General features: G+C 63.5%; 17 protein-coding genes and 5 tRNA genes. 7 read left to right on the top strand and 15 right to left on the bottom strand.

Annotated features, from left to right (window positions below; translation table 11 throughout):
* Window positions 1–129 precede the first annotated feature (129 nt).
* The 3 genes from AB4Y34_RS11800 to aceA all read left to right on the top strand — a co-directional run bounded on the left by AB4Y34_RS11800 (window position 130) and on the right by aceA (window position 4,141).
* Complete coding sequence (locus AB4Y34_RS11800) at window positions 130–399, top strand: acyl-CoA-binding protein (protein WP_368716105.1); 270 nt, start codon at window positions 130–132, stop codon at window positions 397–399.
* 426 nt (window positions 400–825) lie between these two features.
* Complete coding sequence (locus tag AB4Y34_RS11795; protein ID WP_368716104.1) at window positions 826–2,436, top strand: DEAD/DEAH box helicase; 1,611 nt, start codon at window positions 826–828, stop codon at window positions 2,434–2,436.
* A 400-nt stretch (window positions 2,437–2,836) separates the two neighbouring features.
* Entirely contained in the window at window positions 2,837–4,141 is a 1,305-nt protein-coding gene (gene aceA / locus AB4Y34_RS11790; protein WP_026228698.1) for an isocitrate lyase, read from the top strand.
* A 270-nt stretch (window positions 4,142–4,411) separates the two neighbouring features.
* Here aceA and AB4Y34_RS11785 read toward each other — a convergent pair whose 3' ends face one another.
* Window positions 4,412–4,846, bottom strand: a complete 435-nt coding sequence (locus tag AB4Y34_RS11785) for a universal stress protein (protein ID WP_018435495.1) — start codon at window positions 4,844–4,846, stop codon at window positions 4,412–4,414.
* Window positions 4,847–4,973: 127 nt separating this feature from the next.
* Complete coding sequence (locus AB4Y34_RS11780; RefSeq protein ID WP_368716103.1) at window positions 4,974–5,876, bottom strand: LysR family transcriptional regulator; 903 nt, start codon at window positions 5,874–5,876, stop codon at window positions 4,974–4,976.
* Window positions 5,877–6,038: 162 nt separating this feature from the next.
* Between AB4Y34_RS11780 and AB4Y34_RS11775 the strand changes: the two genes are divergently transcribed.
* A complete protein-coding gene (locus AB4Y34_RS11775; RefSeq protein ID WP_368716102.1) occupies window positions 6,039–6,857 on the top strand; it encodes a haloacid dehalogenase type II in 819 nt (272 codons plus the stop codon).
* Window positions 6,858–6,934: 77 nt separating this feature from the next.
* The gene (gene aceB, locus AB4Y34_RS11770) at window positions 6,935–8,527 is read left to right on the top strand and encodes a malate synthase A (protein ID WP_176379194.1); all 1,593 of its coding nucleotides are present in this window, start codon (window positions 6,935–6,937) and stop codon (window positions 8,525–8,527) included.
* A gap of 131 nt (window positions 8,528–8,658) precedes the next feature.
* On the opposite strand, the gene AB4Y34_RS11765 is transcribed toward aceB, so the two are convergent.
* Window positions 8,659–9,060: a gamma-glutamylcyclotransferase gene (locus AB4Y34_RS11765; protein WP_176379193.1), complete on the bottom strand. Its 402-nt coding sequence runs from the start codon at window positions 9,058–9,060 to the stop codon at window positions 8,659–8,661.
* Window positions 9,061–9,242: 182 nt separating this feature from the next.
* Between AB4Y34_RS11765 and AB4Y34_RS11760 the strand changes: the two genes are divergently transcribed.
* On the top strand, window positions 9,243–10,145 hold the full coding sequence (locus AB4Y34_RS11760; RefSeq protein WP_176379192.1) for a helix-turn-helix domain-containing protein: 903 nt from the start codon (window positions 9,243–9,245) through the stop codon (window positions 10,143–10,145).
* Between the two features lie 47 nt (window positions 10,146–10,192).
* On the opposite strand, the gene AB4Y34_RS11755 is transcribed toward AB4Y34_RS11760, so the two are convergent.
* The 7 genes from AB4Y34_RS11755 to gltX all read right to left on the bottom strand — a co-directional run bounded on the left by AB4Y34_RS11755 (window position 10,193) and on the right by gltX (window position 13,138).
* Entirely contained in the window at window positions 10,193–10,657 is a 465-nt protein-coding gene (locus AB4Y34_RS11755) for a GNAT family N-acetyltransferase (protein ID WP_176379191.1), read from the bottom strand.
* A 150-nt stretch (window positions 10,658–10,807) separates the two neighbouring features.
* Window positions 10,808–10,884 (bottom strand) — tRNA-Asp (locus AB4Y34_RS11750).
* Between the two features lie 80 nt (window positions 10,885–10,964).
* Window positions 10,965–11,040: transfer RNA gene (locus tag AB4Y34_RS11745), tRNA-Glu, on the bottom strand.
* Window positions 11,041–11,101: 61 nt separating this feature from the next.
* Window positions 11,102–11,178, bottom strand: a tRNA-Asp gene (locus tag AB4Y34_RS11740).
* 90 nt (window positions 11,179–11,268) lie between these two features.
* Window positions 11,269–11,344: transfer RNA gene (locus AB4Y34_RS11735), tRNA-Glu, on the bottom strand.
* A gap of 189 nt (window positions 11,345–11,533) precedes the next feature.
* Window positions 11,534–11,609: transfer RNA gene (locus AB4Y34_RS11730), tRNA-Ala, on the bottom strand.
* A gap of 119 nt (window positions 11,610–11,728) precedes the next feature.
* Window positions 11,729–13,138: a glutamate--tRNA ligase gene (gene gltX / locus AB4Y34_RS11725; protein ID WP_176108256.1), complete on the bottom strand. Its 1,410-nt coding sequence runs from the start codon at window positions 13,136–13,138 to the stop codon at window positions 11,729–11,731.
* Between the two features lie 489 nt (window positions 13,139–13,627).
* Here gltX and AB4Y34_RS11720 point away from each other — a divergent pair, with 489 nt between their 5' ends.
* Window positions 13,628–14,572, top strand: coding sequence for a patatin-like phospholipase family protein (locus tag AB4Y34_RS11720; RefSeq protein WP_368716101.1), 945 nt, complete (start codon window positions 13,628–13,630; stop codon window positions 14,570–14,572).
* 112 nt (window positions 14,573–14,684) lie between these two features.
* Here AB4Y34_RS11720 and AB4Y34_RS11715 read toward each other — a convergent pair whose 3' ends face one another.
* The 5 genes from AB4Y34_RS11715 to AB4Y34_RS11695 all read right to left on the bottom strand — a co-directional run bounded on the left by AB4Y34_RS11715 (window position 14,685) and on the right by AB4Y34_RS11695 (window position 21,223).
* Window positions 14,685–15,350 carry a C40 family peptidase gene (locus AB4Y34_RS11715; protein ID WP_368716100.1) on the bottom strand — a complete coding sequence of 222 codons (666 nt, stop codon included), beginning with the start codon at window positions 15,348–15,350 and terminating at the stop codon, window positions 14,685–14,687.
* 135 nt (window positions 15,351–15,485) lie between these two features.
* Window positions 15,486–17,117 (bottom strand): ABC transporter ATP-binding protein, encoded by a 1,632-nt coding sequence (locus AB4Y34_RS11710; protein ID WP_368716099.1) that lies wholly within the window; start codon window positions 17,115–17,117, stop codon window positions 15,486–15,488.
* Window positions 17,114–18,220: an ABC transporter permease gene (locus AB4Y34_RS11705; protein ID WP_368592691.1), complete on the bottom strand. Its 1,107-nt coding sequence runs from the start codon at window positions 18,218–18,220 to the stop codon at window positions 17,114–17,116. Before AB4Y34_RS11705 ends, AB4Y34_RS11710 begins: the two co-directional genes overlap by 4 nt.
* Entirely contained in the window at window positions 18,220–19,257 is a 1,038-nt protein-coding gene (locus tag AB4Y34_RS11700; protein ID WP_176126412.1) for a microcin C ABC transporter permease YejB, read from the bottom strand. The genes AB4Y34_RS11705 and AB4Y34_RS11700 overlap by 1 nt, the downstream gene beginning before the upstream one ends.
* 49 nt (window positions 19,258–19,306) lie before the next feature.
* Entirely contained in the window at window positions 19,307–21,223 is a 1,917-nt protein-coding gene (locus AB4Y34_RS11695) for an extracellular solute-binding protein (protein WP_368716098.1), read from the bottom strand.
* Between the last annotated feature and the right edge of the window lie 126 nt (window positions 21,224–21,349).

The raw sequence follows: 21,349 nt of genomic DNA, 5'->3' as shown, positions 1-21,349 counted from the left end.
GGTTTGCGCGACCACGCTGCCCCCCTTCGCGGCAGCCCGGTTTGGAATAAGCCCTCGGCCCCGCGACGGCGGTCAATTGTTATGATTTTCAGCCGATCTCATCTACCCCGCCACGCGGGCCAAACCACCATGACCGATATCAACTCCCGGTTCGAACAAGCCCAGCAGGACGTGAAGCAGTTGCCCGAGCGTCCGGGCAATCTGACGCTGCTGCGTCTGTATGCGCTCTTCAAGCAGGCGAGCGAAGGCGACGTGCACGGCGACAAGCCGGGCTTCACCGACATCGTTGGCAAATACAAGTATGAAGCTTGGGCGGCGCTCAAGGGCACCGCGCAGGACGCTGCCAAGCAGCAATACGTCGAACTCGTCGAATCGCTGAAGAGCGGCGCCGCGGCCTGAGTCTCCGGCGCGCCAATCTCACTTCCCTACTGCATTCCGGCGCTTTTTTCTGTCGGAATTGCCTGAATGGTGGCGCAGTGCAGCAAAGGTCGCTATAATGCCGCCTGCGCTTCACTGCTTCGCCCGTTTTTTCCAACGGTCCTCGCGGCGCAGCGTCCCATAGCGTTTGCTCCAATCCAGTTTAGAACCTGTCCCCTTCTGCCTAGCCCACTACGGGCTCAAGTCCCAGGCTGGCGACTCGCCATGTTGGCATGTCGCATCCGATACAGCTTCTAACGAAAAACTCGCCTTCATTGTCGCGAGTTGCCCCCGTTTTTCGATTTGCTCGCTGCTTTTTTGCTCGCTGAATCCGACGACTTGGGTATGCCGATTGGCGTTGACGTTTTTCATCCGATGAACCACCCAGGATCGTTTTCAAGGATTCACATGACTTTGAGCAACACACCCAGCAGCCCGTTGAACGCCATCGCCGACGAAGCACTTGGTCTCGCGCCCGCCACTCCCGCAGCCGTCGCACAAGCTGACGCCAAGCCGAGCTTCGCGTCGCTCGGCCTGTCCGCGGAAGTCGTCTCCGCGCTGACCGCCGCTGGCTACGAGCACCCCACCCCGGTGCAGCAACGCGCTGTGCCGGCTGGTATCGCCGGCCGCGATCTGCTGGTTTCGAGCCCGACCGGTTCGGGCAAGACCGCCGCCTTCATGCTGCCCGCCATCGAGCGTTTCGCGCAGCTGCAAAAGGCCCAAGCGAGCCAGCCGCGCGAACCGCGCCCGGCCGACGGTGGCCGCGGCCGCCGTCCGCAGCCTGTCGCACGTCCGACCATGCTGGTGCTGACGCCGACCCGCGAACTCGCGATGCAGGTCACGACCGCCGCCGCGACGTACGGCAAGCACCTCAAGCGCCTGCGCACCGTCAGCATTCTCGGCGGCGTCGCTTACGGCCAGCAGCTGATGCTGCTCGCGAAGAACCCTGAAATCCTCGTTGCGACGCCGGGCCGTCTGATCGACCACCTCGAGCGCGGCCGCATCGATCTGTCGCAACTGCAGATCCTCGTGCTCGACGAAGCCGACCGCATGCTCGACATGGGCTTCATCGACGACATCGACACGATCGTCGCCGAGACGCCGGCTACGCGTCAGACCATGCTGTTCTCGGCCACGCTCGACGGCAAGATCGGCTCGCTGACCGGCCGTCTGTTGAAGGACCCGGAGCGTATCGAGATCGTCCAGCGCATGGAGCAGCGCACCAACATCGCGCAAACCGTCCACTACGTCGACGACCGCGATCACAAGGACCGTCTGCTCGACCATCTGCTGCGCGACTCCGGCCTCGACCAGGCCATCGTCTTCACGGCAACCAAGATGGACGCCGACCAGCTGGCAGGCCGTCTGGCCGACGCCGGTTTCGAATCGGCCGCGCTGCACGGCGATCTGCCGCAAGGCGCGCGTAACCGCACGATCCGCGCGCTGCGCGAGCGCCGCGTGCGCGTGCTGGTTGCAACCGACGTCGCCGCTCGCGGTATCGACATCCCGGGCATCACGCACGTGTTCAACTACGACCTGCCGAAGTTCGCCGAAGACTACGTGCACCGTATCGGCCGTACCGGCCGCGCGGGCCGCTCGGGTATCGCGGTGAGCCTCGTGCATCACGCCGAACAGGGCGCGTTGAAGCGCATCGAGCGCTTCGTGCGCACGCCGCTGCCGGTCAACGTCGTCGAAGGCTTCGAGCCGCGCAAGGCGCCGCCTTCGGGCAACGGCCGTCCTGGATTCGGTGGCCGCGGTCGTCCGGGCGGTAACGGCCGCCGCTTCGGCAGCGGCTCGGGCAAGCCGGGCGGCTACGGTGGCTCGCGCAACGGCAACGGCAACAGCAACGGCGGCGGCTGGGGCAACAAGTCGGCCGGCGGTTCGCGTGACGGCTACGGCTCGCGCGAAAGCCACGGCGGTTCGCGTGACGGCTATGGTTCGCGCGACGGTTACGGTTCGCGCGACGGTTACGGCGCGCGCCGCAACGACGGTCCCCGTTCGGCACGTCGCGGCAGCTAATCGCTAGCCATCAGACCCACGGGCGGCTTCGCGCCGTCCGTGGCAACAGAAGAAACCGGCGCTCAGGCGCCGGTTTTTTTTCGCCTATCGGCTGCCCGCCCCAAATTTCACGATATAAAAAAATTTTTTGCGTCGTAAAAAATGATGCTGCAAAGCACAAGAACAGCGATTGCAGCAGGGAAAATATCGTTTCTCATCGCGAAACGCAGGATTTAACCTGTTGATTTCATGAAAAAATAAATATTGGAAAAACGCTTTGCGGCGTCTACTGTGCGTCCATCGATTTGCCTAGACTCTTATATAAGAGTTCACGAACCAGAACGCCTCTGCTGGCCCTACGCTTCGAGAAGACAGAGTCACCCATCCTCCATAACTGGCATCGAAGGAGCACATCATGACAATGACCCGCGAACAGCAAGTGCAGCAACTCAAGCAACAATGGGAAACGGACCCGCGTTGGAAGGGTGTCAAGCGCACCTACTCGGCCGAGGACGTGGTGCGTCTGCGCGGCTCGGTGCAACCCGAGCACACGCTCGCAAAGCGCGGCGCCGAAAAGCTGTGGGCCGCGGTGAACAGCGAGCCGTTCGTCAACTCGCTCGGCGCGCTCACCGGCAACCAGGCGATGCAGCAAGTGAAGGCCGGTCTGAAGGCAATCTATCTGTCAGGCTGGCAGGTCGCGGGCGATGCCAACGTCGCCGGTGAAATGTACCCGGACCAATCGCTGTATCCGGCCAACTCGGTGCCGCTCGTCGTCAAGCGCATCAACAACACCCTGACGCGCGCCGACCAGATCCAGTGGTCGGAAGGCAAGAACCCGGGCGATGAAGGCTACGTCGATTACTTCGCCCCGATCGTGGCCGACGCGGAAGCCGGTTTCGGCGGCGTGCTGAACGCGTTCGAACTGATGAAGGCGATGATCGAAGCGGGCGCGTCGGGCGTGCACTTCGAAGACCAGCTCGCCTCGGTCAAGAAGTGCGGCCACATGGGCGGCAAGGTGCTCGTGCCGACCCGCGAAGCCGTCGCGAAGCTGACCGCCGCGCGTCTGGCCGCCGACGTGTCGGGCGTGCCGACCGTGCTGCTCGCCCGCACCGACGCGGAAGCCGCCGACCTCGTGACCTCGGACATCGACGACAACGACCGCCCCTTCCTGACCGGTGAGCGCACCGTCGAGGGCTTCTATCGCACGAAGCCGGGCCTCGAACAGGCGATCTCGCGTGGCCTCGCGTACGCGCCTTACGCCGACATGATCTGGTGCGAAACCGGCAAGCCGGACCTCGAGTTCGCGAAGAAATTCGCCGACGCGATCCACAAGGAGTACCCGGACCAGCTGCTGTCGTACAACTGCTCGCCGTCGTTCAACTGGAAGAAGAACCTCGACGACGCGACGATCGCGAAGTTCCAGCGCGAGCTCGGCGCAATGGGCTACAAGTTCCAGTTCATCACGCTGGCCGGCTTCCACGCGCTGAACTACTCGATGTTCAACCTCGCGTACGGCTATGCGCGCAACCAGATGACCGCATTCGTCGAAATGCAGCAGGCGGAATTCGCGGCGGCCGAAAAGGGCTTCACCGCGGTCAAGCACCAGCGCGAAGTTGGCACCGGCTACTTCGACGCCGTCACGCAGACGGTCGAGCGCGAAGCATCGACGACCGCGCTGCATGGTTCGACGGAAAACGAGCAGTTCTTCGACAAGAAGGTCGCCTGAGACCAGCCGGTCGGGTCACGCAATCCCGTGGCCTGAACGCAGCAACGATTGGCAAATGTCGAGCGGCACCTTCAGAGTGCCGCCGACACAGGGGGGACCGCGCCGTACCGGATTGGCAGGAGCATTAGTGCGCATGCCAGCGGCCGGGGTCTGAGAGAAGCCAGCACGCGGCAAGCGTGCGGCGAACCTGAACGCGCCGGCTTCACCGCCGGTGCGTTTTTTTTGAAGGCCGCGGATGCCGGTACGCCGCCGGCGGCGGCGCAAAGCGATTCAGCGATAGACGATCACAGGAATTTTCGTATGCGTGAGCACGCGCTGCGTTTCACTGCCGATCAACAGGCTGCCGAGCCCACGCCGCCCATGCGACGCCATGAAGATCACGTCGCAGCCGCCCTGCTCGGCCGCTTCGATGATGCCGAGATACGGCGCCGGATGCACGCTCGTGCGGCTCTCGACGTGGACGCCGACGCGGTGGGCCGCATGCTCGACTTCGCGCAGATGCACGCGCGCTTCGCGCTCGCTGCGTTGCAGGAACTCGCCGGGTGGTTCGACCGCGACATCGGAGAACGGCGAGTACGGATATTGCGGCAGACATGCGTACGCGGTCACGCGGGCGCCCACGGCCTGCGCGAGATCGATCGCGCCCGCTATCGCCTTGCGTGAAAGATCTGAACCATCGGTCGGAACCAGGATGTGCCGGAACATGATGCCCTCCGTCGCCGGCTGCGCGCAGCACGGCGTCAGCGTCCAACAAAGCCCAGGGTGCAGGCTGCCCGGAACGATTGTAATGCGTATGAATGCGGGTAATTGCGTCCGTCTGGAGATTGGCGCGTCAGTCCCAGTAACCGGGTTCGCCGTACGTATGCTTGAGAAAGTCCAGAAACAGCCGCACCCGCAGCGGCAGATGACGGCGCTGCGGGAACACCGCGTGGATGCCGATCGGCGGCGCGGCGAATTCGTCGAGCACCGTGACGAGGCGTCCCGCCGCGAGGTCCGCGCCGACTTCCCACCAGGAGCGCCACGCCAGTCCGTGTCCGGCGAGACACCATTCGTGCAGCACCGCGCCGTCCGAGCATTCCATCGTGCCGGACACCTTGATCGACACGACCTTGCCGTCGTACTGGAACATCCAGCCGCGCTGCTGGTTCGCGCTCGCGCCGAGCGCGAGGCAGTTGTGGCGCGCCAGCTCGGCGAGGCTGTGCGGCGCGCCGCGCCGGTTCAGATACGCGGGCGACGCGACGCACACGCGGCGGTTTTCGGCGAGCTTCAGCGACACCAGCGACGAATCGGGCAACTCGCCGAGCCGCACAGCGCAATCGAAGCCCTCGTTGACGAGATCGACGAGACGATCGGACAGATCGAGCGTGATCGACACGTCCGGATGCGCGACAGTGAATGCGGGCACCAGTGGCGCCACGTGCCGGCGCCCGAAACCGGCCGGCGCCGACAGCCGCAGATGGCCGCTCGCCTTGACGCCGCCCGCCGACACGCTCGCCTCGGCGTTCTGCATGTCGTGAAGGATGCGCTGGCAGTCTTCGAGAAAGGCCGAGCCTTCGAAGGTCAGCGTGATCTTGCGCGTCGTGCGAACCAGCAGCTTGACGCCGAGGCGCTCCTCGAGCGCGTCGATGCGCCGGCCGATGATCGCGGGAGCGACGCCCTCCGCGAGCGCCGCCGCAGACAGGCTGCCTTTGGCCGCGACGGTGGCGAAGGTCTCCATCTGCTTGAAACGGTCCATGAACGATGCGCGCCGTGCGAACCAATGAAATCGGCGCAAGAGTGAGGGTTGTGTGCGAGATTAGGTTTATGAAAGTAAAAGATCAAGTGATCTTTAGCGTATTTTTTAGCACCTAAAGTCACCAATACAATCGATCCCGACCTCTGACAGGAGCGCATGGCAATGTCGGCCACAACGACACCCTCACCGCGAGCTGTGATTTTCGACGCCTACGGCACGTTGTTCGACGTGCATTCGGTGATCGCCGCAGCGGAGCAACTATTCCCCGGACACGGCGACCTGCTGTCGCAGCTTTGGCGCCAGAAGCAGATCGAGTACACGCAACTGCGCACGCTCGCCGCGCGCAGCGACGCCCCCGGCGAACACTACCGCCCGTTCTGGGACATCACGCTCGACGCACTGCGCTTCGCCGCGAAAAGACTGCAGCTCACGCTCGGCCGCTCGGCCGAAAAGCGTCTGATGGACGAATACGCGTGCCTGTCGGCGTTTCCCGACGCGGTGCCGGTGCTGCGCACGTTGCGCGAGCCCGCTGCCGCGCCGCGTGGCGGGCTCAGACTCGGGCTCGCGATTCTGTCCAACGGCAATCCGCAAATGCTCGACATCGCGGTCAAGAGCGCCGGCATGAGCGCCCTCTTCGATCATGTGCTGTCGGTCGATGCGGTGCGCGCCTACAAACCCGCGCCCGCCGCGTATGCGCTCGGCCCCGATGCGTTCGGCGTGGCCGCGCGCGAGATCGTGTTCGTGTCGTCGAACGGCTGGGACGTCGCGGGCGCGACGTGGTTCGGCTTCACGACGTTCTGGCTGAACCGGCAGAACCTGCCCGTCGAAGAGCTTGGAGTGAGCCCGCATGGCACCGGCGGCGGCATGAACGATCTGCTGGGCTTTCTGCGGACGCTCTCGACGTCGTCGCGCTCGAGCGGCGGCCGTCAAACCAAAACTCATGGCAGTGGCGGCCGCAAGCGCGCCAGCCCGCGCGTATGACGGCCCGCTCGCTTTCGGGAACCGTCTCCCATCTTCAACCTTCGCACTTTTGCAATCTGACCGACCAAGGAGAAAACATGGCTAATCCGCTGTCGTTGCCGCAAGGCATGGAAATCACCGGCGACATCAAGCCCGGCTTTGAAGCGATCCTCACCCGCGAAGCGCTGGAACTCGTCGCGGCCTTGCACCGCACGTTCGAGCCGCGTCGTCAGCAGTTGCTGCAGACGCGCGTCGAACGTACGAAGCGGCTCGACGCGGGCGAGCGGCCCGACTTCCTCGCCGCCACGAAGAGCGTGCGCGAAGGCGACTGGAAGATCGCGCCGCTGCCGCAGGATCTGCAGTGCCGGCGCGTCGAGATCACCGGACCTGTCGAGCGCAAGATGATCATCAACGCGCTCAATTCGGGCGCGGACTCCTACATGACCGACTTCGAGGATTCGAATGCGCCGAGCTGGGACAACCAGATCACCGGTCATATCAATCTGAAGGACGCAGTGCGCCGCACGATCTCGCTCGAACAGAACGGCAAGTCGTACCGGCTCAACGACAAGACCGCGACGCTGATCGTGCGTCCGCGCGGCTGGCATCTCGACGAGAAGCACGTGAAGGTCGATGGCAAGCGCGTGTCGGGTGGCATCTTCGATTTCGCGCTGTACATGGTGCACAACGCGAAGGAACTGATCGCGCGCGGCTCGGGCCCGTACTTCTATCTGCCGAAGATGGAGAGCCATCTCGAAGCGCGCCTGTGGAACGACATCTTCGTCGCCGCGCAGGAAGCCGTTGGCGTGCCGCGTGGCACGATTCGCGCGACGGTGCTGATCGAGACGATCGTCGCCGCGTTCGAAATGGACGAAATCCTGTACGAGCTGCGCGAACATAGCTCGGGCCTGAACGCGGGCCGCTGGGACTACATCTTCTCGGCGATCAAGAAGTTCAAGAGCGACCGCGACTTCTGCCTCGCCGATCGCTCGCAGATCACGATGACCTCGCCGTTCATGCGCGCGTACGCGCTGCTGTTGCTGAAGACCTGCCATCGCCGCAACGCGCCGGCGATCGGCGGCATGAGCGCGCTGATTCCGATCAAGAACGATGCGGCCGCGAACGACAAGGCGATGGCCGGCGTGCGCTCGGACAAGGCGCGCGACGCCGGCGATGGCTACGACGGCGGCTGGGTCGCGCATCCGGGTCTCGTGCCGGTCGCGATGGAAGAGTTCGTCAAGGTGCTCGGCGACCGGCCGAACCAGATCGACAAGCAGCGCGTCGACGTGCTCGTGACCGCGACCGATCTGCTCGACTTCCGCCCGGAAACGCCGATCACCGAAGCGGGCTTGCGCAACAACATCAACGTCGGCATCCACTACCTCGGTTCGTGGCTCGCGGGCAATGGCTGCGTGCCGATTCACAACCTGATGGAAGACGCGGCCACCGCCGAGATTTCGCGCTCGCAGGTGTGGCAGTGGATCCGCTCGCCGAAGGGCAAGCTCGATGACGGCCGCAAGGTGACGGTCGAACTGGTGCGCGAGCTCGCGGGGCAGGAACTCGACAAGGTCAAACAGACGGTGGGCGGAGATACGAAGCCGTATCAGCGCGCCGCGCAGATCTTCGAGCAGATGTCGACCGCGGAGCAGTTCACCGATTTTCTGACGCTGCCGCTTTACGAAGAGATTTGATGGTGTCGATGAGGCGGGCTCGGCTCGGGCGCCTCGTGCCTGCTCGAGCCAGGCGATCGCATCAGCTTGAATGACGGCGCGCCGCGGACATACGTGGCGCGCTGCTCTATTGGCCGCTTGCGCGCACCGGCTCAGCGCGTGCGCCGATGTTTGACCCAATCTCCCGAACGGATTTCGGGCAGCCCTTTTACCGCGTTCGGCACAACCGGATAGAAGCGGCAATTCACGACGTTTCCGTCTACTTTGACCATCACCTCGCGGGCCAGAAAACGCTCGTCGACACCCGGATATACGGCTTCGATTTCGTCGAGCACGGCGACGAGCGCATCGTCGATTTCATAGACGTCGCCGACCACGTCGACGCCCGCTTCGTCGACGACGAGACCCGGATAGTCGCCAAAATCGAACAGATGGCCGCGCACCGTGGTGCTGCCGAGCAGGTTTGGCGCGGGGAGGTCGTTGCGCGCGGCGGCTTCGCTGATGTCGTTGGTTTCACCGGCACGCAGCGTGCCATAGACAAAGACGGTCTGCATCGTCGTTGAGTCTCCGTGGTCAGAGGTGAGGTTGGTGGCTCGGGGGCCATCGGGACATTATGCAACGGTGGCCCGACGGCATCCGCAGCCAGGCACGATCTACAATGCTTGGAACCCGCGCCGGTGAATGGCCTCAACCGCGCCTCGCCCTTGCCGGCTCCGTTATCCGAACCGAATTTGCCATGCCCTCGTCCGCCGAGTCCAACCCGTTGAGCCGCGTGCGTTTCGCCGACATACCGCCCGAGTTCGCGCCGAACGACACGCATCCGATCCGTGTGCGCTCGCGGCCGATGCCGGCGGGCTGGCATATCGCGCGTCATACGCACGCATGGGCGCAGGTCGCCTATGCGTCGCGCGGCGTGCTGCGCGTCGCGACAACGGGCACGACGTGGATGGTGCCGCCATCGCGCGCGATCTGGTTGCCGCCGCATGTCACGCACGAAGTGGTCGCCGTCGAGGATGCGTTCCTGCGCACGCTGTACATCACCGAGGGTACGGTGCCGGCCGGGCTCGATACGCCGCGCGTCGTCGAAGTATCGAACCTGTTGCGCGAGGTGATTGCCGCGCTCGATACGCCTGGCCTGTCCGCCGCACGCGAGCAACTGCTCGGCGCGCTCGCTCTCGATGAACTGACGCGCTCCGAGCCGTTGCCGCTGTCCGTGCCAATGCCCAGCGAAAAGCGCCTGCGCGCGCTGTGCGAGGCCGTGATCGCCGACCCGATGCACGGCGAGCCGCTCGAACAGTGGGCGTCGACGGTTGGCGCGAGCACGCGGACGATCGCGCGGCTGTTTCGTCAGGAGCTGGGGGTGAGTTTTTCGCAGTGGCGTCAGCAGGCGATCCTCGCGCGCGCCATTCCCTTGTTGAGCCAGGGGCGGCCGCTGTCGCATGTCGCGCAGGAACTGGGCTATCAGAGCCAAAGCGCCTTCTCCGCGATGTTCCGGCGCGCGTTCGGCGCGAGTCCACGCGCGTTTATCGACCGAGGCGCCGAGCATCGCGAAAGCAACGGCGAGCATGATGATGATGCGCAAGCGGATGATGAAACGGCACAGGATCAAGCCGGTTCGGCCGATGTTGCCGAGCGGTGAATGTCGATGCCTGGCGGTGCGCGTCGGCGATCCACGCAGACCCGGCCTCAAACCCGCCGCGCCAGATGACGGATTGCGCCTAGCTGCGCGAGCCGCGGCCCGGCGAGCTTATAGCCCTTGCGCTGATAGAGCCGCGCAGCCGGATTATCGACGAACACGCGCAACTGCAACTCGCGCAGCCCCCGCTCGCGCGCCCATTGATGCGAGATGTCGAGAAGAAACGTACCGGCGCCAAGCCGCCGATATCCTTCGGCAATCTGCACGTCGCGGATATGCAGCGAATCACCCTCCTCGGTGATACGCAGCACGCCCATCGGCACCCTATCCACTTCGAGAATGAAATTCTCCGATTCCCGCCAACTGCCGAGAAACAGATCGCTGCGCCAGACCAGATGATGCCGGCGATAGTAGCCGCCCATGTTGTTGCGGGTCAGCGCCTCGGCAAACTCGAAATCGTCCATGCTTGCCGTGCGCAGATGAAACGGTGACGGGGCTTCGGTTGGATCGAACATGGCAGGACCGCGAGGATGAGTCGGATCAACGGTAAAACAGGCCGCGCGCGCTGGCAATGGCTGTTTGTCCCGAGCTTTCCGCGAGGCGGCCGGCCACGGGCAGCCGAAATAAAAAAAGCCCACTTCTTGTGAAGTGGGCTTTCTCAAATCTGGCGGAGCGGACGGGGCTCGAACCCGCGACCCCCGGCGTGACAGGCCGGTATTCTAACCAACTGAACTACCGCTCCAGATTTTGCATCGCAGTCTGCGAGCCATGCTCACAGCCTGCTGCACCGTTCAAACTTCCAACCGAACGACGCCGATGTTCTGGCGTCCCCTAGGGGATTCGAACCCCTGTACTCACCGTGAAAGGGTGATGTCCTAGGCCTCTAGACGAAGGGGACAACGTACTGCTTACACCTTTAATGAAAAAGCCCGTTCAGGTATGTGTGAACGGGCTTTGTCTGGCGGAGTGGACGGGACTCGAACCCGCGACCCCCGGCGTGACAGGCCGGTATTCTAACCGACTGAACTACCACTCCAGTCTTTACACCCTGCTTGCGAGCGTCGGTTAATTCTCTGCAAGCTGCGCTGCTTTACTACTACTCGAATACTAAAGCGACGCTGATGTTTGGCGTCCCCTAGGGGATTCGAACCCCTGTACTCACCGTGAAAGGGTGATGTCCTAGGCCTCTAGACGAAGGGGACAAAATCTTTTCAGATCCGTCTTAATTCGCTTTCGACTTATTCAGCTCGCCCTAACTTTTCAGTTAATTCGCTGAGCTTTTTAACGTCAACTGCGAAGACCGCTATTTTAACTACGTTTCAGCGATATGTGAAGTCTTTTTTTCTACAACTTTCAGACTTCTTAACCACTTTAACTTCTCTCTGCTGTGTTGGTGGAGGTAAGCGGGATCGAACCGCTGACCTCTTGCATGCCATGCAAGCGCTCTCCCAGCTGAGCTATACCCCCGCGCACATCAGAGAAACGAGATTCTAGAGGGCGATCTGCGGTTTGTAAATACCCTTTGAGCAATTACATGCGATTTTTCCGAAGGCGTGCGAAACCCTGTCACGCACGCCCGCAGCTGATCAGCCAAGCGCTGTTTCGATACGGCCAACGACGACGTCGCGACCGAACAGCATCAGCACGCTATCGATCGACGGAGTATGCGTCGTACCCGCCACCAGCAAACGCACCGGCATCGCGAGCTGCGGCATCTTCAGCTTGTGCGCGCCGAGCGTAGCCTTCAGCGCGGCGGCGATCGCCTCCTTGGTCCATTCGACCGTCTTCAATGCAGCGGCCAGATCAGCGAGCGCCGGACGAACCGCGTCGGTCACGTGCTGTGCAAGCGACTCCGCATCGGGTGCCGGCGTGCGATAGAACATCGCGGAGTTCTGCGCAATTTCCTTCACTGTCGACGCACGATCCTTCATCAGGCCCACCACGCCCGTCAAATCCGGACCTTGCGCGAGTGTGGCTTCGTCGATGCCGAGCTCCGCGAAGAACGGTATCGCCAGTTCGGCGAGGCGTGCGTTGTCGGCTTCCTTGATGTAGTGCGCGTTGAGCCAGTTCAGCTTGTCATGGTCGTACTGCGCCGGCGACTTGCCGAGGTGCTCGAGATCGAACCACTCGACGAACTGCTCGCGCGTGAAAATCTCCGCGTCGCCATGCGACCAGCCGAGGCGCGCCAGATAGTTGACGACCGCTTCCGGCAGATACCCTGCATCGCGATAACCCATCACGCTCATCGCGCCGTGGCGCTTGCTCATCTTCTCGCCCTGCTCGTTCAGAACGGTCGGCAGATGTGCATACACCGGCGGCTCGCCGCCGAGCGCGCGCAGAATGTTGATCTGCCGCGGCGTGTTGTTGACGTGGTCGTCGCCGCGGATCACATGAGTGATGCGCATGTCGAGATCGTCGACGACGACGCAGAAGTTATACGTCGGCGTGCCGTCCGGACGGGCGATCACGAGGTCGTCGAGTTCTTCGTTCGAGATTTCGATGCGGCCTTTCACCGCGTCGTCCCACGCGACCACGCCGGTCAGCGGATTACGAAAGCGCAGCACCGGCGTCACGCCCGCGGGCGGCTCCGGCAGGACCTTGCCCGGCTCCGGGCGCCACGTGCCATCGTAGCGCGGCTTTTCGCCCGCTTCGCGCTGACGCTCGCGCAGCGCGTCGAGCTCTTCGGTCGACATGTAGCACGGGTAGACGAGCCCGGCGTCCTGCATCTGCTTCAGCACTTCGCGGTAACGGTCCATGCGCTGCATCTGGTAGAACGGGCCTTCGTCGAAATCGAGACCAAGCCATGCCATGCCCTCGAGAATCGCGTCGACGGATTCGGTGGTGGAGCGCTCGACGTCGGTGTCCTCGACCCGCAGCACGAAGGTCCCTTTCATCTTGCGCGCGAACGCCCACGGATACAGCGCGGAGCGGATGTTGCCCAGGTGGATGAAGCCGGTGGGACTCGGTGCGAAACGGGTACGAACGGAGGTGGTCATTAGCGGTTACTCGGAAAACAGGCGCCGGCGCTCGAGCGAACATGGCTGCGAAGCGCGGCAGCGAAGCGTGCCCATGCTGCGCGCGATGTCGCGCACGGCCACGAGGGAAATAGATGCAAGAGGCGAATTATACCTTCCGCCCGCGGGTTGCCGCCCTCGTCCGAACGGCCTAAGGCGCATGGGCGAACGGCGTCCGGACACCTGCGCAGGCACCTTCCCTCCGCTCACCGAACTCATCTTGAAAAGACGCGGCCCCAGTTCCGAATACTTCCTCTGCAACGTTTCATTACAGCGGACCGCGCGCGCCGATCGTTTGCATTAAGATGTGCGCGCGCTGATATAAGGGCTTGCCCCGCACATCGATCCGATAGGAACGGGACACTCTCCAGCGCGCGGAATCGCCGCCGGCGATACGCCCGGCCTGACCTCAGCCTGATCGCGGTACGCGCGACGCCGCCTGCGTCGCCCGCGCCGTTGCTGGAGAACTCGTTGAAACCCTCATCCCCAAGTTTGAGCCGCCGCAGCTTTTCGCTGGCGGCCGCATCCGCGGTGCTTGCCGCCTGCACCACGACCAACGGCAAACTCAATGGCACGCCCATCACCGCGACGCCCGCCGTTGCGCCGCCTGAAAAAGCGCAACAGAAACCGGTTCGCGTCGCGCTCGCTCTCGGCGGCGGCGCCGCGCGCGGCTTTGCGCACATCGGCGTGATCAAGGCGCTCGAGGCGCGCAATATCCAGATCGACCTGATCGCCGGCACGAGCGCCGGCTCCGTGGTCGGCGCGCTGTACGCGTCGGGCATGAACGGTTTCGCGCTGAACAAGCTCGCGCTGTCGATGGACGAAGCGTCGATCAGCGACTGGGCGATGCCGTTTCGTACGCGCGGCTTCCTGCAGGGCGTCGCGCTGCAGAACTACCTGAACACGACGCTGAACAACCGCCCGATCGAGAAGATGGCGAGGCCCCTCGGCGTAGTCGCAACCGATCTGCAAACCGGCCAGCCGATCCTGTTCCAGCGCGGCAACACCGGCACCGCGGTGCGCGCGTCGTGCAGCGTGCCGTCGATTTTCGAGCCGGTGAAGATCGGCGGTCACGAGTATGTGGATGGGGGTCTCGTGAGCCCCGTACCGGCGTCGTTCGCGCGCAAGATGGGCGGGGATTTCGTCATCGCCGTCGATATCTCGCAGCGGCCGGAGACCGGGCTCACCACGAGCTCGTTCTACGTGCTGATGCAGACCTTCACGATCATGGGCCAGACGATCAAGGCCTACGAGCTCGACAAGTACGCCGACGTGGTGATCCGGCCGAATCTCGCGGCAATGAGCGGCAGTGATTTCTCACAGCGCAACGCGGCGATCCTCGCCGGCGAGGAAGCGGTCGCGAAGATGATGCCGGAATTGCAGAGCAAGCTCGCCGCGCGGCGCATGGGCGCCTGAAAACCTGGTGGCGCACAGTCGCCGTGCGCCACCAGGGCAAAATTCGCGCATCAAATGCAAAAAGCCTGCTTCCAACGAAGCAGGCTTTTTTATCGCCGGACTCAGCGCGGAATCAGTTATTTCCGCTGATCGTCGCGGTCACGCGCTTGCGCAGGTCGTCGGCCTGATACGAGGTCTCGATCCGACGCGCACCCGTGAAGCGCTTTTCCCAATAGCCGTCATCCATGTCGTCGACGCGGATCGTGCTGCCGGTGGACGGCGAGTGCACGAACTTGTTGTCGCCGATATAGATGCCGACGTGCGAGAACGTGCGGCGCATCGTATTGAAGAACACCAGATCGCCAGGCTTGAGGTCGCTGACGCGCACCTTCTCGCCCATCCGGCTCATTTCCTCGGCACGACGCGGCAGCGCGAGGCCGAGCGTGTCCTGGAACACGTAGCGCACGAAACCGCTGCAATCAAGCCCTGAATCTGGTGTATTGCCGCCCCAACGGTAGCGAACGCCGATCATGTTCAGCGCGCCGACCACCACGTCACCCGCTTTGCCGGCCATACCGGAAAGGAATGATCTGGCGCCGCTGCTCTCGGTGCTAGCAGCCTTGGGTTGGGGAGTGAGGAGGGAGAGAGGATCCGAGCCGTTGGTGGTCGGATACGAGGCATTCTGATTAAAACCGCTTACTTCATCGGCGAATGCGCCGGGAGCTGCTGCCATCAAGACGCCAATGAACATCCCGGCGACGACGCGCGTGCAAGCCTGGGTGAAGTTTCTGTGCTGCATTGGTCGGTAGTTTTTGCCAAAAAATCAGACGTCTACGAAAAAGTTTGGTCGATACTAGCCAGTAAGTATTTGCGTGTCAAAAGGAATAGAAAAAATCAATCGAGACGCGCACTCAATTGGTGAAACGGTGAAAAATCAACGATCAAGCGCCGCTTTCAGCAGCTTTCTAGTGTAAGGATGCGCGGGTGCCGCAAAAATTTTCTCGACTTCGCCGGTCTCGACGATCGATCCGTTTTGCATCACCACGACGCGGTGCGCCATCGCCCCGATCACCTCCAGATCGTGACTGATGAACACGAAGCCGAGGTTGTACTTGTGCTGCAAACCGGTGAGCAGCTTGAGCACCTGCTGCTGAATCGAGACGTCGAGCGCGCTGGTCGGTTCGTCGAGGATCAGCAAGCGCGGCTCGAGTACCAGCGCGCGCGCGATCGCGATGCGTTGCCGCTGCCCGCCCGAAAACTCATGCGGATAGCGATACAGCGCAGTGCGGTCGATGCCGACTTCACGCAGCACCGCGAGCACCTTGTCGCGCCGCGCCTGCGGCGTCATCTGCGGCCGATGCAGCGCGAGCCCCTCGCCGACGATCCGCTCGATCGTCTGCCGCGGCGAAAGCGAACTAAAAGGGTCTTGAAAGACAACCTGCATATTTGAGCGCAGCGCGGTCTTTTCGGCGCCGCGATAGCTCGCGAGCGCCCTGCCCTGAAACTGGATCTCGCCGTGCGCGGTGCGCTGCAGACCGAGCAGCGCCATCGCGAGTGTCGACTTGCCCGACCCTGATTCGCCGACGATCCCGAGCGTCTCGCCTTGGCGTACCGACATGTTCGCCGAGTCGACCGCACGAAACCGCCCCGCGCCGAACCAGCCGCGCAGGCCCGGCAGCTTCGTTTTGAAGTCGACCGACACGTCGCGAGCTTCGAGCAGCACCGGCGAGATCGGCAGCACCGGCGCGACCTCGCGCTCCGGCCGGCTGGCGAGCAGCCGCTGGGTATACGGATGGCGCGGCGCCTCGAAGACCTGCTCGACCGTACCGGTTTCGACCAGCACGCCCCGCTCCATCACCGCGACGCGCTGCGCGAAGTGACGCACCAGGTTCAGGTCGTGCGTGATCAGCAGCACGGCCATGCCGCGCTTTTGCGCTTCGTCGCGCTGCAACTCCAGTAGCAGTTCGACGATCTGCGCGCGAATCGTCACGTCGAGCGCAGTGGTCGGCTCGTCGGCGAGCAACAGGCGCGGCCGGCAGGCGAGCGCCATCGCGATCATCGCGCGCTGCCGCTGGCCGCCCGACAGCTGATGCGGATAGCTGTTGACGCGCTTCTCCGGTTCGGTGATGCCGGTGCGCGCAAGCAACGCGACGGCACGCCGGCACGCCTCGGCCACGCTGACGCCGTCATGCACGACGATCGTCTCGGCAATCTGGTCGCCGATCGTGTACAGCGGGTTGAGCGCGGTCATCGGCTCCTGGAAGATCATCGCGATGTCCGAGCCGCGCAGGCCGCGCATCGAGCGCTCGCTCTTCGCGAGCAGATCTTCACCATCGAAGCGGATCGCGCCGCTCACCTGCGCGTCGTTCAGCAGGCGCAGCACCGACAGCGCGGTCACGCTCTTGCCCGAACCCGACTCGCCGACGAGCGCGACGCGCTCGCCGCGCGCGATCGCGAGCGTGACGTCGTCGACGGCCACCGTGTCGCCGAACGCGACGCGCAGATGGTCGAGTTCGAGCAGCGGCATATCCGTCGATGGCGGATCGATTTGCGGCAGCGCGCTCATTGGCCACCTCCGGCGTGTATCGCATCGGAGATACGCGTGTCGAGCGCGTTGCGCAGCGCGTCGCCCATGAAGGTCAATAGCAACAGCATCGCCACCAGCACGCCGAAGGTCGACATGGAGATCCACCATGCGTCGAGATTCGCCTTGCCCTGAGCGAGCAACTCGCCCAAGCTCGGCGTCGGCGGCGGCACGCCGAGGCCGAGGAAGTCGAGACTCGTCAGCGCGAGAATCGCGCTGCTCATGCTGAACGGCAGGAACGTGATGACCGGCGTCAGACTGTTGGGCAACACATGACGCCACATGATCTGCCAATGCGACAGGCCCATCGCGCGCGCGGCGCGCACATAATCCTGCTGGCGATTGCGCAGGAATTCGGCGCGCACGTAATCGGACAGTCCTATCCAGTTGAACAGCGACAGCAGCACGATCAGCAGCGCGAAGCTGCGCTCGAAGATCGACGAAAAGATGATCAGCAGATAAAGCTGAGGCATCGCGTTCCAGACTTCGATCAACCGCTGCCCGACGATATCCGTTCGCCCCCCGAAGTAACCTTGCACCGCCCCCGCGACGATGCCGACTATCGTGCTGATCACGGTGAGCACGAGGCCGAACACGACCGACACGCCAAAGCCGTACAGCAGACGCGCGAACAGATCGCGGCCGCGGTCGTCGGTACCGAGCCAGTTTTCCCGCGACGGCGGCGCCGGGTTGGGCGCCTTCGAGAAGTAGTTGAGCGTGTCGTAGTAGTAATGATTCGGCGGATACAGCGCGAAGTTGCCCGGCGCGTCGAAGCGGTGACGAATGTACGGATCGAGGTAATCGGTCGGCGTCGGGAAGTCGCCACCGAAGGTGGTCTCGGCATAGGTCTTCACGAGCGGAAAATACAGATGACCGTCATAGCGCACGACGACCGGCTTGTCGTTCGACCACAGCGGCCCCACGAGGCTCGCCGCGAACGCGACGACGAAGATGATCAGGCTCCAGTAGCCGAGACGCTGCTGGCGAAACCGCTGCCACACGCGACGCGCCGGCGACGGCGACATCAGTGCGCGCGCGGGTTCGGTGCGTGCCGCCGCATCCGCGGAAAGGCGGGCTCGATTCATCAGCGCTCCAGTTGTTCGAATTGGATGCGGGGATCGACCCACACGTAACACAGGTCGGAGATCAGTCGCGTGACGAGGCCGATCAGCGTGAACAGATACAGCGTGCCGAGCACGACCGGATAGTCGCGCCGCATCACCGATTCATACGACAGCAAGCCGAGCCCGTCGAGAGAGAACAGCGTTTCGATCAGCAGGCTGCCGGTGAAGAACGCGCCGATGAAAGCACCCGGGAAATTGACGATCAGCGGCAGTAGCGCATTGCGAAACACGTGCTTCCACAACACGCGCCGCTCGGACAAACCTTTCGCGCGCGCGGTCAGCACGTACTGCTTGCGGATTTCGTCGAGGAACGCGTTTTTCGTCAGCATCGTGACGACCGCGAAGCTCCCCACTACCGACGCCGTGATCGGCAACGTGATATGCCACAGATAGTCGAGGATTTTGCCGATGAGGCTCAGCTGGTCCCAGTTGTCGGACGTGAGGTTGCGCAGCGGAAACAGCTGCAGGAACGTGCCGCCGCCGAACAGCACGAGCAGCAGCACGCCCAGCACGAAGCCCGGAATCGCGTAGCCGACCAGCACGACGAGGCTCGTCGCGATATCGAAGTGCGAGCCGTTGCGCACCGCCTTCGCGATGCCGAGCGGCACCGATATCAGATAGGTCAGAAAGAACGTCCACAGGCCGATGCTGATCGACACCGGCAGCTTCGACACGATCAGCGACCACACGCTCTGGTGCCGGAAATAGCTCTGGCCGAGATCGAAGGTCGCGAAGCGCTTGAGCATCAGCCCGTAGCGTTCGAGCGGCGGCTTGTCGAAGCCGTATAGCTGCTTCAGTTGTGCGATCTGCTGCGCATCGACGCCGCTATGCGACCGCAAACCGAACGGCGAGGCGCCCTCCGCGCCCTTGCGCAGCTCGTGCTGCATCTGCTCGACGGGACCGCCCGGCACGAACTGGATCACGACGAAGGTCAGCGTCAGCACGCCGAGCAGCGTCGGGATCATCAGCAGCAGGCGTTTGAGGATGTAGCTCCACATAGGCGGTATTCCAGTGCGAACGCGTTGGTGGGGGCGATGGGTCTGCGGATCAGTCGGCGCTGGCCGTGTGCGCATGCGCCTGCGGATCTTCGTACCACCACATCGTCGTGATCCAGCCCTCCGCGCCATAGTACAGCGGCAAAGTCTTCGGCCACGCGAGTCCGCGCTTGTAGGCGACGCGATGCGTGCCGCTGTACCAGTGCGGCACCACATAGTAGCCATGCATCAGCAGACGGTCGAGCGCGTGCGCAGCGTCGGTCAGCTGCTCGCGCGTTTGCGCGTGTACGAGCGCGTTCAACACCGCGTCGACGGCCGGCGACTTCAGGCCGATCGCGTTGTCCGAGCCGGGGGTATCGGCGGCCTTGCTGCCGAAGCGGGTGATCTGCTCGGAGCCCGGCACCTGCACGTCGGGCATCCGAATCGTCGTCACGTCGAAATCGAATGCGTCGAGCCGCTTCTGATAGACCGCGAAGTCGGTAGTGCGGAAGTTCACGGTAATGCCGAGCTTCTGCAGATTGCGCGTGAAAGTCGCGATGATCGGCTCCATCGACGAGGCCGAACCCGCGTCGTCGAGTATCTCGAACTGGAACGGCTCGCCCTCGGCGTTGCGCAGCGCGCCGTCGCGATAGGTCCAGCCGGCCTGCTGCAGCAGATCGCGTGCCTCTAGCAGATTCGCGCGCAGCGTGCCGGGCGGATCGGTATCCGGCTGCTTCGGCAGCGGCCCGAATACCGCCGGGTCGAGCTGGGCGCGAAACGGCTCGAGCAGCGCGAGCTCGCCGGGCGACGGCAGTCCCTTCGCCTGCCATTCGGTATTGGCGAAATAGCTATCGATGCGCGTGTACTGGCTGAAAAACAGCTGGCGGTTCAGCCATTGAAAGTCGAGCGCGAGATCGAGCGCCTTGCGCACCCGCACGTCCTGGAACAGCGGCCGGCGCGTGTTCAGGAAGAAGCCCTGCATGCCGGTGCCGTTGTGCTGCGCAAACTCGCGCTTGATCAACTCGCCGCTGTCGAACCTCTTGCCGACGTCACGCCGCACCCAGTTGCGCGCGATGTATTCGACCAGCGCGTCGTACTCGCCCGCCTTGAACGCCTCCAGCCGCGCGGTGCTATCCGCATACAGCTTGTAGACGATGTGATCGAAGTTGTACATGCCGACGCGCACCGGCAGATCGGCGCCCCAGTAGTTCGGGTCGCGCTTAAACGTGATCGTGCGGCCGTTGTCGAAGCTGTCGATCAGATACGGCCCGCTGCCGATCGGCTTTTCGAACGCAAGCTGATCGAACGGAATGCGGCTGCCGTCGGGCTTCAACCCCCACTTGCGCGAGAACACCGGCATGCTGCCCGCGAGCAGCGGCAACTCGCGATTGCGCTCGCGAAACTCGAAGCGCACCGTGGCCGGGTCGACGACGACCGCACCCTTGATCTCGCTGAAAAGCGATGCGAACTGCGGCGCGGCCTGCGGGCTCTTCAGCGTATCGAGCGAGAACTTGACGTCGTCGGCGGTCACGGGCTCGCCGTTCGAAAAGCGCGCGCGCGAATTGATGTGGAACGTGACCGACAGGCCGTCGGGCGCGACGACGATGTCGTCGGCGAGCAGCCCATAAGCCGACGCGACTTCGTCGCTGCTGCCGATCGTCAGGCTCTCGAACATCAATTCGAGGCCCGGCGCCGCATTGCCGCGCAGCGTGAACGGATTGAACTTGTCGAAGCTCGTCAGACGGCTCGGGTTCGCGAGCACCAGCGTGCCGCCTTTCGGCGCATCGGGATTGACGTAGTCGAAGTGTTTAAAGCCGGCCGGATATTTCGGCTCGCCGTATTGCGCGATCGCATGGGCGGCATGCGCATGCGGCGCGGCGAGCAGACTCGCGCACAGCAGCGCGACGGCGAACGCGGCGCGCAAGGGTCCGTGGAGCACGCTGTGTCGAAGTCCCTCAGGCGTTTGAACCCGTCGCGAGCCGTTTGTCATGGAGTCGTGCTGGTAAGTGGGCAGTGGCGATGTGGGGGATTCTACCCAATTAGCTTGCGAGATCCGGCGGGGGACTGCGACGAAACGCATCAGTTATCGATGTTTCAGCGCAGAAAACAAAAACCG

It is taken from the genome of Paraburkholderia sp. BR10954 (assembly GCF_040965775.1).
Taxonomy (GTDB): domain Bacteria; phylum Pseudomonadota; class Gammaproteobacteria; order Burkholderiales; family Burkholderiaceae; genus Paraburkholderia; species Paraburkholderia youngii.
Note: the sequence above shows the minus strand (reverse complement) of the source record. Positions and strands in the feature narration are given on the sequence as shown.